Source organism: Citrobacter sp. T1.2D-1, from assembly GCF_950098555.1.
Taxonomy (GTDB): domain Bacteria; phylum Pseudomonadota; class Gammaproteobacteria; order Enterobacterales; family Enterobacteriaceae; genus Citrobacter_A; species Citrobacter_A telavivensis.
This window is the reverse complement of sequence record NZ_CATNHH010000078.1, coordinates 181,549-196,340: the sequence shown is the minus strand read 5'-3', so window position 1 is coordinate 196,340 and position 14,792 is coordinate 181,549. Positions and strand designations below refer to the sequence as shown.

The following is a 14,792-nucleotide window of genomic DNA, read 5'->3' as shown; positions in this document are numbered from 1 at the left end:
TCTATTGGGTGAAGGCTCCCGCCAGCGAGCGAATGTCATTGCCGGTGGGCGACTGGTGAATACGTAAGCCGAACTCTTCCACCACCGCAAAAATATGGTCGAAAATATCGGCTTGAATACTTTCATATTCCAGCCAGACGACGGTATTGGTAAAGGCGTAAATTTCGATGGGCAGACCGTGATCGTCCGGTGCCAGTTGACGCACCATTAAGGTCATATCTTGACGAATGCGCGGATGGTTGCGCAGATATTCGTTCAGGTAGGCGCGGAAAGTCCCGATATTGGTCATCCGGCGATGGTTTAATACCGATTCTGGCGCATCCAGTTGTTGATTCCATTCGTCGATTTCCTGATGGCGCGTATCCAGATAAGGCTTCAGCAGGCGCGCTTTATACAGTCGCTGCTTTTCATCATCATCCAGAAAATGAATGCTGGTGGCGTCAATACTGATGCTACGTTTAATACGCCGACCGCCGGAGGCCGACATGCCGCTCCAGTTTTTAAAGGAATCAGAAACCAGTGACCAGGTGGGAATGGTGGTGATGGTATTGTCCCAGTTGCGGACTTTCACCGTTGTCAGACCAATATCAATCACCGCGCCGTCAGCGCCGTATTTCGGCATCTCCAGCCAGTCACCCAGTTTCAGCATGTCGTTAGCGGAAAGCTGAATACCGGCAACCAGCCCAAGAATCGGGTCTTTAAATACTAACATCAGCACGGCCGCCATCGCGCCCAGACCGCTAATCAGAATCGCCGGGGACTGACCCATTAACAGCGAGATCACCAGAATGCCAACGATAATCGCGCTAATCAGTTTAATACCCTGAAATATGCCTTTGAGCGGAAGCTGAGAGGCTGCTGGGAATTTTTGCGCCAGATTTAAGATGACATCCAGTAATGAAAACAGCGACAGCAGGGCATACATCATGATCCACAATTGCGCGCAGGTGGTCAGAATTTCTGCCGCTTCACTGCCTTTTTGCAACCATAGCGCCGCCTGAATATTGACGATAATCCCCTGCAGGGTAAACGCCAGACGATGGAATAACTTGTTCTGGGTAATTATTTGTAGCCACAGACGGGAACTGGCGATGGCACGTTTTTCGAATGTGCGCAGTACCACCCAGTGCAAAATAATATGCACAATGACGGCGGTGAGAAAAATAATACCGAAAATCACCACCAGCGAGGTGGTGTGATTCATTTCAATACCCGCTAAATCTTCAACCTGGGTAATTAATTCCTGCATAATTTCTCCTTTATAAAACAGCGGTCAATGATGACCGCTGAGGGGAAATTATGCAAATGCAGGGCGCTGGGTGAATTACACCTCTGTCAGCGTGGTTTCCAGCGGCAGGCGAGATTTTGGCAGCGAGGCGTTGAAATCTTCGACGCTGTGATGACCCACAGGAACCACGACCACACTGGTGAAGCCTTTTTCTTTCAGGCCAAATTCCGCATCGAGTATGGCGGCGTCGAACCCTTCGATCGGTACCGCGTCCAGACCCAGTGCGCCAACACCTAACAGGAAGTTACCGACGTTCAGATAAACCTGTTTTGCCATCCAGTGCGCATCATCTTTCAGGTCTTTACGGTGCATGTCGGCAAAGAATGTCCGACCTTTGTGGTTGGCGGCTTTCGCTTCGGCAGAGGCAAAACGACCATCGGCCTCTTCCTGATCGACTACACGCTCCAGCCACGCATCGTCCATCGCCGTTTTAGCGCAGAACACCACAACGTGCGAGGCATCGAGCATTTTACGCTCGTTGAAGACATAGCTACCGGTGGCAGATTTTGCCACGCGCGCTTTGCCTTCCTCGGTGCTGGCAACGATAAAGTGCCACGGCTGAGAGTTAGTGCTGGACGGACTGAACTGCAGCAGCGTTTTGATTTTTTCTGCTTCTTCAGCGGTCAGTTTTTTACTAGGGTCGAATGCCTTGGTGGAGTGACGCTTTAAGGCCACTGAAACGATATCCATAACTACTCCCGGTTGGTTTTAATACCCGCAGGTTACAAGGTTCTCTGGAAGATGATAAGAGAGAAAATGCGAAAACAGTTATCGGCTTTCGCGACCAATCAGGCAGGGCGGATCCGTTTTTGGTCGCGTTTGGCCAGGCCATCGACCACTAAATTCCACGAATCATTAACCAGTTCGTCCAGTAATGACTCACTGATATCATCGCCGGGGGCGACGGAAATCCAGTGCTTTTTGTTCATATGGTAACCGGGGGTAATGCTGGGGTAAATTTGCTGATTTAGCAGCGATTTCTCCGGATCGGCTTTCAGATTAATCACCGCGCGGCGGTTAAATTCGGTAACGATCATAAAGATCTTGCCGCCGACTTTAAACACGTCGTACTCCGGACCGAACGGCCAGCAGTGTTCGGTAAACGGAAACGCCAGCGCCAGACGGCGCGCGCATTCGTACAGCGTTTTTTCATCCATTATGCTTCCTCACGGGTGAGGGCGCGCCACATCGCTTCAAAGCCCAGGGAGATAAATTCGCTGGCGCGAGCCGGTTCGCGAGCGGCAAATTCCATTGTCGTTTCTGCCAGCGTTAAAAATAGCGCATCGCCGAAGGCGCGATAATCATCGGACATAAAGACCGGCAGCACCGAACGGTGGCAGAGATCGCGTAGCTCAGGAAACAGATCGTCGGCTTTCTGTTCCGTCTCTTTGGTGATTTTTTCGCTGACCGCTAACTGGCGAATGGCGCGATGCCCCAGCGTATGGTTGAGACCCCAACTGATATAGTTGCTCCAGATGTAAAAGGTCAGCACTTTGGTATCCGTCAGTGAACGATCGAGGTTCTCGATCAGCGACTGGCAAAGACCTTGTTTAAGATGAAGATAAAGTTCGTTGATTAACTCGTCTTTTGTCGCGAAATAGCGAAACAACGTTCCTTCTGCCACGCCTGCGTTGCGGGCTATCACAGCGGTCGATGCCGCGATCCCGGATTGCGCAATGGCCGTGGTTGCAGCCTCCAGTAATGCCTGTTTTTTGTCTTCACTCTTCGGACGAGCCACTACACTTTACCCTTAAGATTGTTTAAAAAGATGATTGAAACACGGCCTTTGCAGCGCCGCAACGGTGAATGTCAAAGATTGAAAATCATCTTGACGCGAAACTTCCGATTTCTATAATGAGTGCTTACTCACTCATAATCAAGAGTCAGCCGCGCAAACCATCGGACAGGGGCGCGTTTTACAGGTCAGGATATGAAGCCTCTCTCCGTGTGTGTGGTCGTTATTATGCTCATTGCCAGTGCAGCAACGTTACCGTTTGTCCTTAATGCGGGCTTCGGCCAGGCGCCACAGGGCGCTCAGCTTAGTCAGGTAGAGCAATCTGCGAACTACCGTGATGGGCAATTTCATAATCAGGTGCCAACGCCGGGCTATACCGGAAACAAAAGTATGCTCGCAGCATGGTGGGAGTTTCTGGTCGCGAAGCGTGAAAATGCGCGGCCAGCCCGGCCATTACCCCTGGTTGCCACCGATCTCGCCAGCCTGCCGGTTGAGCAGAATACCCTGATCTGGATGGGGCACTCCTCGTGGTATCTGCAACTGGGCGGCAAACGTATTCTGATTGACCCGGTTTTCAGCAGCTATGCCGCACCGTTTTCGTTTCTCAACAAAGCGTTCGCCGGGGAGTATCCGTGGACGGCGCAGGCGATGCCGGAGATCGACCTGCTGATCATTTCTCACGATCACTATGACCATCTGGATTACGCCACCATCACCGCGTTAATGCCGAAGGTGAAGCGCGTGCTCACGCCACTGGGCGTTGGCTCGCATCTGCGTTACTGGGGAATGAATGGCGACATTATTGAAGAACGTGACTGGAATCAGTCTGTCAGGGTCGACGATTCACTGATGATTCACGTGCTGCCCGCGCGGCATTTCTCCGGGCGCGGTATCAAGCGCAATCAGACGCTGTGGGCCAGTTTTCTGTTCGAAACACCGGAACAGAAAATTTATTACAGCGGCGACTCGGGCTATGGGCCGCATTTCAGGGCAATTGGCGAACAGTTTGGCGGCATCGATCTCGCCATCATGGAGAACGGCCAATACGATCAGGACTGGAAGTACATTCACATGATGCCGGAAGAGACCGCGCAGGCCGCTCTGGATTTGCGGGCAAAAGCGATTTTACCCGGTCATGCCGGACGCTTTGTGCTGGCAAAGCATAGCTGGGATGACCCCTACAAACGTCTGGCACTGGCCAGTCGAAATAAAGCGTACCGTCTGCTTACCCCGATGCAGGGTGAACCGGTGAAGCTGGACGATTCAGCGCAACGGTTCACAACATGGTGGGAAAAGGCAACACATTTGCAGGAGAGGAGTTCCGAATGACCATTTCTGCTCAGGTTATCGACAGCATTGTCGAGTGGATTGATGATAATTTGAATCAGCCGCTGCGTATTGACGAGATCGCACGGCATGCGGGCTACTCCAAGTGGCACTTGCAGCGTCTGTTTTTGCAGTACAAAGGGGAGAGCCTGGGGCGCTACATTCGCGAGCGTAAACTGCTGCTGGCGGCGCGGGATCTGCGCGAATCCGACGCAAAAGTGTATGACATTTGTCTGCGCTACGGGTTTGACTCCCAGCAGACCTTTACCCGTATTTTTACCCGCACGTTTAACCAGCCGCCGGGTGCCTACCGCAAAAAAAACCACAGTCGGGCGCACTGATCCTTTCCTGGTAGCGAGAGCTATCAGGAAAGGTTTCCCCTGCCTTAGCGTCTCTGCACTTGCCTAAATATTATTGCAAATAATTCCCATTTACATTAGCGTGGCTAACAAATTTCATAAGGAATGGTTGGCCAATGAAGATGGCATGGAGTGGTTTGCTTCTTGGGCTGGGGACGGTGTCGGCTCAGGCAATGCCGTGTTCGACACCCTCGGTGCAGGGGGAGCAGCAAGGGAAGTTTGATGCCAGTGGGGAAATCTGTTTTGTTCTCCCCGCCCTGAATGAAAACTATGTCTCCGCAACGCTTTCCGGCATTACCGATGCCCGGTTGCTCGATGGTCAAAATCGACGCATTCGTACCCTGCTGGAAGGTGGTCCTGCCGATGGTGAGCATCAACTGCTGTTTTCACTGCCTCAACAACAGGTTACCTCGCTGGTGCTGCACGGCAACGAAGGGATGCGCTGGCGTTTCTCCTGGCAGATGAAAGAGACGCCGCCATTACCGCGTACTCAGCGTGTGGCCCCGGTCAGTCCCGTTTTGCAGCAACTGGAAAAAGCCCTTGAGGCGGGAGCAGGCACCACGGAATTCTGGCAGGACCGTCAGCGTTACGGTACACCGCTGGTGGAACCCTTTGATGCCGATCATAAGCGCGTGACCTTTCTCTGGCGTGGCGCAAAACAGAACGTTTTTCTTTTTGGCTCACCGGCGGGCGATCACGAGCCGCTGTTCCGCTTAGGCCATTCCGACGTCTGGTTCCGTAGCTATGTTGTCCCGGCGGATACGGTTATGCAGTATAAGCTGGCGCCGGATGTTCCGCGGGTCAGCGGCTCGCCACGCGATCAGCGCTCAGACCGATCCGTTCAATCCGCTGACGATCGGTGCGAAGTCTGCCGATCGCTGGAATCAGTCGTCTTTGCTCGATCTCAGTCCATCCCGTTTTTGTTCCGCGCAGGCCATCTCGCAGCCGTTGCGTCACGGCGCGTTGACGCGAAAAATGCTCACCAGCGCGCGGTTGGGCAATACGCGTGAAGTGGCCGTTTATCGCCCTCGCACCGCGCAACCCGCGCGCTGGACGCTGATCCTGTTTGACGGCAAGACCTATCTGGATGAATACCATGTCGACCGGGTTATCGACGGACTGATTGCCCGCCATCAACTCCCGCCCATCAACGTAGTGTTTGTGGATTCTCTCGATCACTCACGGCGCGGTAAAGAGCTGCCGCCAAACCCGACGTTTGCCGATTTTATGGCTTACGAACTGGTGCCCTGGCTACGCCAGCAGGGTATTGCTCTCCCGCGACAAAAAACGGTGCTGGCGGGTTCCAGCTATGGCGGATTAGCGTCGTCATGGGTGGCGCTGCGCCATCCGCGCTTGTTTGGCAACGTGCTGAGCCTTCCTACTGGTGGGCACCCAAAGGAGAGGAGGCCAGTTGGCTGACGCAGCAGTATCAGGCGTCGCCGCGTTATCCGGTGAAATTCTGGTTGCAGGCCGGACGCTTTGAAACGCAGGGGCCAAACGGCGGGATTTATCGCAATACGCTGGCGTTTGAAAAGGTGCTCCGGGAGAAAGGCTACACGGTCAGCTTTCACCCGTGGTCAAGCGGTCACGACTATGCCGCGTGGTGTGAAGCGCTGGTCTATGGAATGCGGGATTTCACCGGCTTAGCGAGCCAGCGAAAACCATCGACGCCAGACGTAGCGAAGCACGAAATATTCAACAGCGCCAAGCGCTAAGAACCACAGACAAAACAGCAGCGTATAGAGCTGGTTGAGGTCCATCAGATGAAAGGTCGCAACCAGCTTTTGCGCCAGTACCCGTCCCAGCGACGGCGCCGGAAGCAGCAGGCAGGAGAGAAAAGCCAGCAGCAGAATACCGGCGGCGGTCATCAGGGATTCAAGCGGGTGTTTCATGGCATTGTTAAACTTGAGTTAAAAAAGCCATTGTCCGGGATCTTCCCGGCTAACGCAAACCCGCTCCGCTTACCCTGCCCAGATCTCACAATGTTTTTTCACCAGTCCGATGAGCGAACCGCCCCCGGTGACAAACTCACGCATTGTCTGCGCTTCATTGAGGTCGTTTTTCACCTGGCGGGTTAACGCCTCGATGGCGCTGGTCGCGCCCACTTTATCTGCCGATGGCGCCACGTTTTCCAGCAGGCGCAGGGTGTCCTCTGACAACGGATGGCGATCGCCGGTATGCACATCGGTCAGAATGCCTTCCAGCCCATAGCGGCAGGCCTGAAAGCGGTTGAATTTATACAGCAGGTAATCTCGTTCCTGATGCTTAAACGGACGCTCGGTTAGCAGCCAGTGGGCGGTAGCCTGGATTAATCCGGCGATATTTACCGCATGTGACAGGGTCAGCGGCGTATCCATCACCCGCACTTCGACGGTACCAAAATGCGGGCTGGGGCGAATATCCCAGTGCAAATCCTTAATGCTGTCGATCATGTTCGTATAGCTGAGTCGCCGGAATAAACCCTCAAATTCCTGCCAGTTGCTGACCCACGGCATCGGTCCATTATCGGGAAAGCCGGAGAAGATATTCAGGCGCGACGAGGCAAAGCGGGTGTCAGATCCCTGCATATAGGGTGACGCCGCCGAGAGCGCAATGAAGTGTGGGACAAAGCGTGACAGCCCGTGCAGCAGATAAATGGCGTCATCTCCGCTGGGACAGCCGACGTGGACGTGCTGTCCAAACACGGTGGCCTGTTGGATGAGATAGCCAAAGCGTTCGAGCGTGCGCTGATAGCGCTCGTTGTCGCATACCTGCTGGCGCTGCCATTTCTGAAACGGATGTGTGCCGCCGCCGCAAATTTCAAGGTGATGCTCAGCCGCCGCCTGCAGGATCACCTGCTGCATGGCGGAAAACTGCGTGGCGGCCTGATCGATGCTGTGGCAGACGTCGGTGGCCATCTCCAGCATGCTTTCAGTGATATCGTGCTTCACCTCTCCGGCGCTCACCCGGTCTTTCACCGCGGCAATCAGCGTCGAAGAGTCCTGACTCAGGTCATAACCTGGTGGATTCACCACTTGCATTTCCAGTTCAATTCCGAGGGTATACGGTTCCGAGACGTGAAAATCGGGTAGTGGCATGGCGTTCGTTTCCCAGGTGATTTGCTTTCAGTATAGAAGCGATGGGGAGATCCGCAGCGGTAGAAGAAATCTGAAAGTGGCGCTTTGAAGACGAATCGGGAACTGCTATAACCAGATTTTATCGTTGCGTAAGGAGTGAGCTGTGCCGGAAATGAATCAGTATGGTCAGACGGTTGGCGACGCGCTGCCGGACTGGCATGGCGCGTCGGTTCTGGAACGAACCGTGCTGGAAGGCCGCTGGTGTCGTCTTGAGCCGCTTGACCCGGAACGTCATGCTGGCGATCTGTTCGACGCCTATGCGCAGGCCGACGACGAGCGGGACTGGACGTGGCTGGCGAGCAGTCGGCCCGACAGCGTTGCGGCGACGTTCCACTGGCTTTGCGGGAAAGCGAACGATGACGCGCTGGTGCCTTTCACTGTCGTGGATACCCGCGCTGAACGTGCGGTGGGGCTGGTCTGCTTTATGGCGATCGAACGGGAGCACGGCAGCGTTGAAATCGGCCATGTCACCTGGTCGCCGCGGATGAAAAACAGTGTACTGGGTACGGAAGCCGTCTGGCTCTTGTTGCGGTATGCGTTTGCGCTGGGGTATCGCCGCGTGGAGTGGAAATGTGACTCTCTGAACCTGGCGTCGCGTCGGGCGGCAGAGCGGTTAGGGTTTGTATTCGAAGGCCGCTTTCGCCAGAAAATTGTGCGCAAAGGCCGCAATCGGGACAGCGACTGGTTGTCGATGATTGATGGTGAGTGGCCTGTGTGTGACCGCGCATTGCAGCGCTGGTTAGCGCCGGAGAATTTTGACGAACACGGTCAACAACGGCAGACCCTGGCGCAGTGTCGGTAGCGATAAGCGAAACTCCGCTCTGCCATCAGAGCGGAAATCACGATTAGCGCAGTGCCGGTTTGCGTACCGGCGCATCGCCCGCCACGTAATAGCGCGCGGTGCTTTTTGCCAGCGGTGCGCGACCGCGAATGGCATCGGCGATTTTCTCGCCAATCATGATGGTCGTGGCATTCAAATTGCCGGTGATAATTTGCGGCATGATCGACGCATCCACCACGCGCAGATTTTCCACGCCGTGCACGATGCCTTCGCCATCGACCACGGCCATCTCATCAACGCCCATTTTACAGGTGCCACAGGGGTGAAACGCGGTTTCCGCGTGGTTACGCACAAACGCATCCAACTGTTCGTCGCTCTGACAGTCAATGCCTGGGCTTATCTCCCGCCCACGGAATTTATCCAGCGCCGGCTGGTTGATGATTTCACGGGTAAGGCGAATCGCATCGCGGAATTCCTGCCAGTCCTGCTCCGTTGACATGTAGTTAAACAGAATCGCCGGATGCTCGCGCGGATCGCGCGATTTTATCTGCACATGACCGCGACTCGGCGAGCGCATCGAGCCGACGTGACACTGAAAACCGTGCTCTTTCACCGCGTTCGAACCGTTATAGTTAATGGCTACCGGCAGGCAATGGTACTGAATATTCGGCCAGCTAAATTCTTTACGGCTGCGAATAAATCCGCCCGCTTCAAAATGGTTACTGGCCCCAACGCCAGTCCCGCCAAACAGCCATTCGGCACCGATCTTTGGCTGGTTCCACCACTGCAGGGCAGGGTAGAGAGAGACCGGCTCTTTACACGCATACTGGAGGTACATCTCCAGGTGATCCTGTAGATTTTCACCGACGCCAGGCAAATGGTGAACCAGCGGAATCGCATGCGCTTTTAACAGCGCGGCATCACCCACGCCGGAGCGTTGCAGGATCTGCGGCGAGGCAATCGCGCCCGCGCACAGCAGCACTTCTTTTCGGGCCGTCGCGCTGACGGGGATGGTGCTGTCGCCTTCGAGCCACTCCACGCCGACCGCTTTTTTACCGTCAAAAATGATGTGGTCGGTCAGGGCATGAGTCACGATAGTGAGGTTCGGGCGCTTTTTCGCCTGATCCAGATAACCCCGGGCGGTGCTGGCGCGACGCCCCTGTGGTGTCACGGTGCGGTCCATCGGGCCAAAGCCTTCCTGCTGATAGCCGTTCAGGTCATCGGTTCGCGGGTAACCCGCCTGGACACCCGCCTCGATCATCGCTGCAAACAGCGGGTTTACCCCCGGTTTTGACGTGGTCACGCTGACCGGGCCATCGCCGCCGTGATAGTCATTGGCACCCACATCGCGGGTTTCCGCTTTGCGGTAATAGGGCAGGCAGTTGAGATAGCTCCAGTGCTCAAGTCCGGGTTCTTCCGCCCAGCGATCGAGATCCAGGGCGTTGCCACGGATGTAGCACATGCCGTTAATCAGCGAGGAACCGCCCAGCCCTTTGCCACGTCCGCACTCCATACGGCGGTAGTTCATGTGCGGTTCAGGTTCGGTCTCATACGCCCAGTTATAGCGCCTTCCCTGCAACGGGAAGGCCAGCGCTGCCGGCATCTGGGTGCGGAAATCTGCACGGTAATCCGGACCGCCTGCTTCCAAAAGCAGAACGGTGGTATTGCTGTCTTCTGTCAGTCGTGTTGCCAGTACATTGCCAGCGGAGCCGGCACCAATAATGATGTAGTCAAAATGCAATGAAACCTCCTGCTTAAAATACAGACTGGAAGGGCGCCATCTCGAGCTGGATGGATTTCACCTGGGTGTAGCTTTGCAGCGTCATTACGCCATTTTCACGCCCGATGCCGGAATGCTTGTAGCCGCCAACCGGCATTTCTGCGGGGGATTCGCCCCAGGTGTTGATCCAGCAGATCCCGGCTTCAAGCTGGTGAATGACGCGATGTGCGCGGTTGAGATCCTGGGTGACGACGCCCGCCGCCAGACCGTAATCGGTGTTGTTGGCGCGGCGAATGACCTCGTCTTCGCTCTCGTAAGTCAGGATCGCCATTACCGGGCCGAAAATTTCTTCGCGTACGATGGTCATCTCATCGTGGCAGTCGGTGAACACCGTAGGAGCAACCCAGGCGCCGTGGTCGAACGCGCTGCCCTTCAGCACATCGCCACCGCAAAGCAGCGTTGCGCCTTCGTTTTTACCGCTTTCGATATAGCGCAGGACATTTTCGCGATGCGGGAAGCTGACCAGCGGGCCAAAATTGGTGGCGGGATCGAATAAATCGCCTGCGCGGATCCGCGCCACGCGAGACAGAATGGTTTGCTCGAACGCGCTTTTCATCCGCGCCGGAATAAACACGCGAGTTCCGTTGGTACAGACCTGGCCCGTGCTGTAGAAATTCGCCATCATCGCAATATCGGCGGCGAGATTAACGTTGGCATCCTCGAAAACGATCAGCGGCGATTTACCGCCCAGTTCCATCGTCACCGCTTTCAGCGAGGAGGCGGCAGAGTTCGCCATCACTTTTTTACCGCTGGCGACGCCGCCGGTGAAGGAGACTTTGGCAATGCCCGGATGCTCGGTCAGATAGTGGCCCGTTTCCGCCCCTTCACCCGGCAGGACATTAAAGACGCCGTCCGGTAAACCGGCTTCGCTGTAGATCTCCGCCAGCTTCAGGGCGGTTAGCGGAGTGACTTCGCTGGGTTTGAAGATCATCGCATTGCCCGCCGCCAGCGCCGGCGCGGATTTCCACAGCGCGATTTGAATCGGGTAGTTCCATGCGCCAATCCCGGCGACGACGCCCAACGGCTCACGTCGGGTGTAAACGAAGGCGGTCTCGCGCAGGGGGATTTGGCTTCCTTCCAGCGCGGGGATCAGCCCGGCGTAGTATTCCAGTACATCTGCGCCGGTCACGATATCGACGCTGGCGGTTTCGCTGAACGGTTTGCCGGTATCCAGCGTTTCCAGCTTCGCCAGTTCGTCATTGCGCTCGCGCAGTATCTCCACCGCCCGACGCAGAATGCGCGAGCGTTCCATGGCGGTCATCGCCGCCCAGATTTTTTGTCCGCGCTGCGCGCTTTTCACCGCGCGGTCGACATCCTCACGGCCTGCGGCCTGTACGGTGGCAAGGACCTCACCACTGGCAGGGTTGATCGTCTCGAAAGTCCGACCGCTGGTGGCGGCCGTATAACCACCATCAATATAAAGCTGTTGTTCTGCCATTCGGGACATGCATTCTCCTCACTGAGTCAGTGGCTTTTTTGTAAGTGCTGACTGATGAAATGGGTGGTCAGCGCCTGGGCGAGACTGAGGTTAAACGGCTTACCGCTTAATGCCGCACGGAGCCACAGCCCGTCTATCAGCGCCGCTAATCCGTAACCCGCCTGTTGCGCCTGTTCACGCGGCAGCTCGCGCTTAAATTCGGCAACAATGTTCGACAGCAGGCGTTTGCTGGCGACCTGTTGCAGTCGGTACAGCATCGGTTGGTGCATGCTGCTGGCCCAGAACGCCAGCCAGGCTTTCATTGCGGCATGACTTATCTGGGTCTCGTCAAAGTTTCCCGCCACGATGGCGCGCAATCGTAGTTCCGCGCGCGCCCCCGGTAGCGCATGGAGTCGATGCAAAACGGCGTGACGCAGCTGGCTGGTGATGTCGCGCATCGTCGCCTCCAGCAATCCATTCTTATCCTTAAAGTAATGGCTAATGATCCCGGTTGAGACCCCGGCGCGACGGGCGATTTGCGCAATCGTCGCATCGTGCATCCCGACTTCATTTATCGCTTCCAGCGTGGCGTCAATCAGCTGCCGCTGCCGTATCGGCTGCATCCCCAGTTTGGGCATTTTGGGACTCCATTCATCAGTTTTGTTTAACCATTAAAGCGGTTTTTGATTGGACGTTCAATATAAAATGTGTCTTAATTGTTGCGAATTTGATTTTTAATAGTTACAAAAAATGTGAGGATACTGGATGTCAGACCTTCCACAGTGCAGAGAAAAGGACAAAATCAATCCGGTGGTTTTCTACACGTCCGCCGGGCTGATTTTGTTGTTTTCCCTGACCACCATCTTTTTTAGCGATTTCTCCGCCGTCTGGATTGGCCGGACGTTGAACTGGGTTTCAAAAACCTTCGGCTGGTACTATTTGCTGGCGGCCACGTTGTACATCGTCTTTGTTGTTTTCATCGCCTGCTCGCGCTTTGGCTCGGTCAAACTCGGGCCGGAGCAGTCGAAACCGGAATTCAGCCTGCTCAGTTGGGCCGCCATGCTGTTCGCCGCCGGGATTGGTATCGACCTGATGTTCTTTTCCGTGGCGGAGCCGGTAACACAATATATGCAGCCGCCGGAAGGCGCGGGGCAGACGATTGAAGCGGCGCGTCAGTCGATGGTCTGGACGTTATTCCACTACGGCCTGACCGGCTGGTCGATGTATGCCCTGATGGGCATGGCGCTGGGATACTTCAGCTATCGCTATAACCTGCCGTTGACTATCCGTTCCGCGCTCTATCCCATCTTTGGTAAACGCATTAACGGGCCGATCGGGCATAGCGTTGATATCGCCGCCGTCATTGGCACCATTTTTGGTATCGCCACGACGCTGGGAATTGGTGTGGTTCAGCTCAACTATGGCCTGAGCGTGTTGTTTGATATTCCGGATTCGATGGCGGCGAAAGCGGCGTTGATTGTGCTGTCGGTGGTGATTGCCACGATTTCGGTCACTTCCGGGGTGGATAAGGGCATCCGCGTGCTTTCAGAGCTTAACGTTCTGCTGGCGCTGGGGCTGATCCTTTTCGTCCTGTTTATGGGCGATACCTCATTCCTGCTCAATGCCCTGGTGCTGAACGTGGGCGACTATGTGAATCGCTTTATGGGCATGACGCTCAACAGCTTTGCCTTCGATCGCCCGGTTGAGTGGATGAATAACTGGACGCTGTTTTTCTGGGCGTGGTGGGTGGCCTGGTCGCCGTTTGTCGGCCTGTTTCTTGCGCGAATCTCGCGTGGGCGTACCATCCGTCAGTTTGTCTTCGGAACGCTGATTATTCCGTTCACCTTTACCCTGCTGTGGCTATCGGTGTTCGGCAACAGCGCGTTGTATGAAATCATTCACGGCGATGCGGGCTTTGCCCAGGAGGCGATGGCGCATCCGGAACGCGGATTCTACAGCCTGCTGGCGCAGTATCCGGCGTTTACCTTCAGCGCGTCGGTGGCCACCATCACGGGCCTGCTGTTTTATGTCACGTCAGCGGATTCCGGCGCGCTGGTGCTGGGGAATTTCACCTCGAAACTGAAGGATATCAACAGTGATGCCCCGTCATGGCTGCGCGTCTTCTGGTCGGTGGCGATCGGTTTGCTGACGCTGGGAATGTTGATGACGAACGGGATTTCAGCCTTGCAGAACACGACGGTGATCATGGGACTGCCGTTCAGCTTTGTCATTTTCTTTATTATGGCGGGATTGTATAAGTCGCTGAAGGTGGAAGATTATCGCCGTGAGAGCGCTAACCGGAATACTGCGCCGCGACCCATGGGCGTGCAGGATCGGTTGAGCTGGAAAAAACGCCTGTCGCGGCTGATGAACTATCCCGGTACGCGCTATACCCGCGAAATGATGGAGAACGTGTGCTTCCCGGCGATGGAAGAGGTGGCGCAGGAGTTAACACTGCGTGGCGCGCATGTCGAACTGAAAAGTCTGCCGCCTGTGGAAGGCGAAAGTCTGGGACACCTCGATTTGCGGGTGCACATGGGCGATGAACGTAACTTTATCTACCAAATCTGGCCGCAGAAATATGCGATACCGGGCTTTACCTATCGCGCGCGCAGCGGGAAATCGACCTATTACCGTCTGGAGACGTTCCTGCTGGAAGGCAGTCAGGGTAATGACCTGATGGACTACAGCAAAGAGCAGGTGATTACCGATATTCTCGACCAGTATGAACGCCATCTGAACTTCATCCATCTGGATCGCGAAGCGCCGGGAAATGGCGTGCTGTTCCCGGGTATGTAGGACTGTCTAAATGTTTTCCGAAAATGAAGTTTAGCTGTGTAAATATACAGTGTCGGGATAGAAGAAGAGTACGATAACGGCGGGTGCCTGATGCTTTCCAGCTTCAGGCCGTTGCTGAGGTCTGGAAAGAAGAAAGCCCCAAGGAGATAGTGCTATCAACCTTGAGGCTACCAATCCAAACCTGAACAATT

At 55.3% G+C, this 14,792-nt stretch carries 13 protein-coding genes and 1 pseudogene; 5 read left to right on the top strand and 9 right to left on the bottom strand.

What is annotated here, in order from left to right:
• Window position 1 precedes the first annotated feature (1 nt).
• The 4 genes from QQZ17_RS26080 to QQZ17_RS26065 form a co-directional block, all read right to left on the bottom strand.
• Window positions 2-1,249, bottom strand: coding sequence for a mechanosensitive ion channel family protein (locus tag QQZ17_RS26080; RefSeq protein ID WP_152405562.1), 1,248 nt, complete (start codon window positions 1,247-1,249; stop codon window positions 2-4).
• A 75-nt stretch (window positions 1,250-1,324) separates the two neighbouring features.
• Complete coding sequence (nfsB, locus tag QQZ17_RS26075; RefSeq protein ID WP_152405561.1) at window positions 1,325-1,978, bottom strand: oxygen-insensitive NAD(P)H nitroreductase; 654 nt, start codon at window positions 1,976-1,978, stop codon at window positions 1,325-1,327.
• A 98-nt stretch (window positions 1,979-2,076) separates the two neighbouring features.
• Window positions 2,077-2,445 (bottom strand): MmcQ/YjbR family DNA-binding protein, encoded by a 369-nt coding sequence (locus QQZ17_RS26070; protein WP_152405560.1) that lies wholly within the window; start codon window positions 2,443-2,445, stop codon window positions 2,077-2,079.
• Window positions 2,445-3,026, bottom strand: a complete 582-nt coding sequence (locus tag QQZ17_RS26065) for a TetR/AcrR family transcriptional regulator (protein ID WP_152405559.1) — start codon at window positions 3,024-3,026, stop codon at window positions 2,445-2,447. Before QQZ17_RS26065 ends, QQZ17_RS26070 begins: the two co-directional genes overlap by 1 nt.
• A 192-nt stretch (window positions 3,027-3,218) precedes the next feature.
• On the opposite strand from QQZ17_RS26065, the gene QQZ17_RS26060 reads away from it, so the two are divergent.
• The 3 genes and pseudogenes from QQZ17_RS26060 (at window position 3,219) to QQZ17_RS26050 (ending at window position 6,423) form a co-directional block, all read left to right on the top strand.
• On the top strand, window positions 3,219-4,352 hold the full coding sequence (locus tag QQZ17_RS26060) for an MBL fold metallo-hydrolase (protein WP_152405558.1): 1,134 nt from the start codon (window positions 3,219-3,221) through the stop codon (window positions 4,350-4,352).
• Window positions 4,349-4,690 (top strand): RamA family antibiotic efflux transcriptional regulator, encoded by a 342-nt coding sequence (locus QQZ17_RS26055; protein ID WP_284554215.1) that lies wholly within the window; start codon window positions 4,349-4,351, stop codon window positions 4,688-4,690. The genes QQZ17_RS26060 and QQZ17_RS26055 overlap by 4 nt, the downstream gene beginning before the upstream one ends.
• A 134-nt stretch (window positions 4,691-4,824) precedes the next feature.
• Window positions 4,825-6,423 (top strand): annotated as a pseudogene (locus tag QQZ17_RS26050) (alpha/beta hydrolase-fold protein).
• Here the strand turns inward: QQZ17_RS26050 and QQZ17_RS26045 are convergent.
• Entirely contained in the window at window positions 6,352-6,600 is a 249-nt protein-coding gene (locus QQZ17_RS26045) for a DUF1158 domain-containing protein (RefSeq protein ID WP_152405557.1), read from the bottom strand. The pseudogene QQZ17_RS26050 and the gene QQZ17_RS26045 overlap by 72 nt on opposite strands.
• Before the next feature lie 69 nt (window positions 6,601-6,669).
• Entirely contained in the window at window positions 6,670-7,785 is a 1,116-nt protein-coding gene (locus QQZ17_RS26040; RefSeq protein ID WP_152405556.1) for a YbdK family carboxylate-amine ligase, read from the bottom strand.
• A 142-nt stretch (window positions 7,786-7,927) separates the two neighbouring features.
• Between QQZ17_RS26040 and QQZ17_RS26035 the strand changes: the two genes are divergently transcribed.
• Window positions 7,928-8,626 (top strand): GNAT family N-acetyltransferase, encoded by a 699-nt coding sequence (locus QQZ17_RS26035; RefSeq protein ID WP_152405555.1) that lies wholly within the window; start codon window positions 7,928-7,930, stop codon window positions 8,624-8,626.
• A 43-nt stretch (window positions 8,627-8,669) separates the two neighbouring features.
• On the opposite strand, the gene betA is transcribed toward QQZ17_RS26035, so the two are convergent.
• The 3 genes from betA to betI are packed head-to-tail and all read right to left on the bottom strand — an operon-like array spanning window position 8,670 to window position 12,440.
• Window positions 8,670-10,346 (bottom strand): choline dehydrogenase, encoded by a 1,677-nt coding sequence (gene betA, locus QQZ17_RS26030; protein ID WP_152405554.1) that lies wholly within the window; start codon window positions 10,344-10,346, stop codon window positions 8,670-8,672.
• 13 nt (window positions 10,347-10,359) lie between these two features.
• The gene (betB, locus tag QQZ17_RS26025; RefSeq protein WP_152405553.1) at window positions 10,360-11,832 is read right to left on the bottom strand and encodes a betaine-aldehyde dehydrogenase; all 1,473 of its coding nucleotides are present in this window, start codon (window positions 11,830-11,832) and stop codon (window positions 10,360-10,362) included.
• A gap of 17 nt (window positions 11,833-11,849) precedes the next feature.
• Window positions 11,850-12,440 carry a transcriptional regulator BetI gene (betI, locus tag QQZ17_RS26020; protein WP_102602324.1) on the bottom strand — a complete coding sequence of 197 codons (591 nt, stop codon included), beginning with the start codon at window positions 12,438-12,440 and terminating at the stop codon, window positions 11,850-11,852.
• A gap of 127 nt (window positions 12,441-12,567) precedes the next feature.
• Here betI and QQZ17_RS26015 point away from each other — a divergent pair, with 127 nt between their 5' ends.
• Window positions 12,568-14,601 (top strand): choline transporter, encoded by a 2,034-nt coding sequence (locus QQZ17_RS26015; protein ID WP_152405552.1) that lies wholly within the window; start codon window positions 12,568-12,570, stop codon window positions 14,599-14,601.
• Window positions 14,602-14,792: the final 191 nt, after the last annotated feature.

Bases quoted from the DNA above. Each gene is read 5' to 3' on its own strand.
- QQZ17_RS26080 (WP_152405562.1), bottom strand. From the start codon at position 1,249: ATGCAGGAATTAATTACCCAGGTTGAAGATTTAGCGGGTATTGAAATG.
- nfsB (WP_152405561.1), bottom strand. From the start codon at position 1,978: ATGGATATCGTTTCAGTGGCCTTAAAGCGTCACTCCACCAAGGCATTC.
- QQZ17_RS26070 (WP_152405560.1), bottom strand. From the start codon at position 2,445: ATGGATGAAAAAACGCTGTACGAATGCGCGCGCCGTCTGGCGCTGGCG.
- QQZ17_RS26060 (WP_152405558.1), top strand. From the start codon at position 3,219: ATGAAGCCTCTCTCCGTGTGTGTGGTCGTTATTATGCTCATTGCCAGT.
- QQZ17_RS26055 (WP_284554215.1), top strand. From the start codon at position 4,349: ATGACCATTTCTGCTCAGGTTATCGACAGCATTGTCGAGTGGATTGAT.
- QQZ17_RS26045 (WP_152405557.1), bottom strand. From the start codon at position 6,600: ATGAAACACCCGCTTGAATCCCTGATGACCGCCGCCGGTATTCTGCTG.
- QQZ17_RS26040 (WP_152405556.1), bottom strand. From the start codon at position 7,785: ATGCCACTACCCGATTTTCACGTCTCGGAACCGTATACCCTCGGAATT.
- betB (WP_152405553.1), bottom strand. From the start codon at position 11,832: ATGTCCCGAATGGCAGAACAACAGCTTTATATTGATGGTGGTTATACG.
- betI (WP_102602324.1), bottom strand. From the start codon at position 12,440: ATGCCCAAACTGGGGATGCAGCCGATACGGCAGCGGCAGCTGATTGAC.
- QQZ17_RS26015 (WP_152405552.1), top strand. From the start codon at position 12,568: ATGTCAGACCTTCCACAGTGCAGAGAAAAGGACAAAATCAATCCGGTG.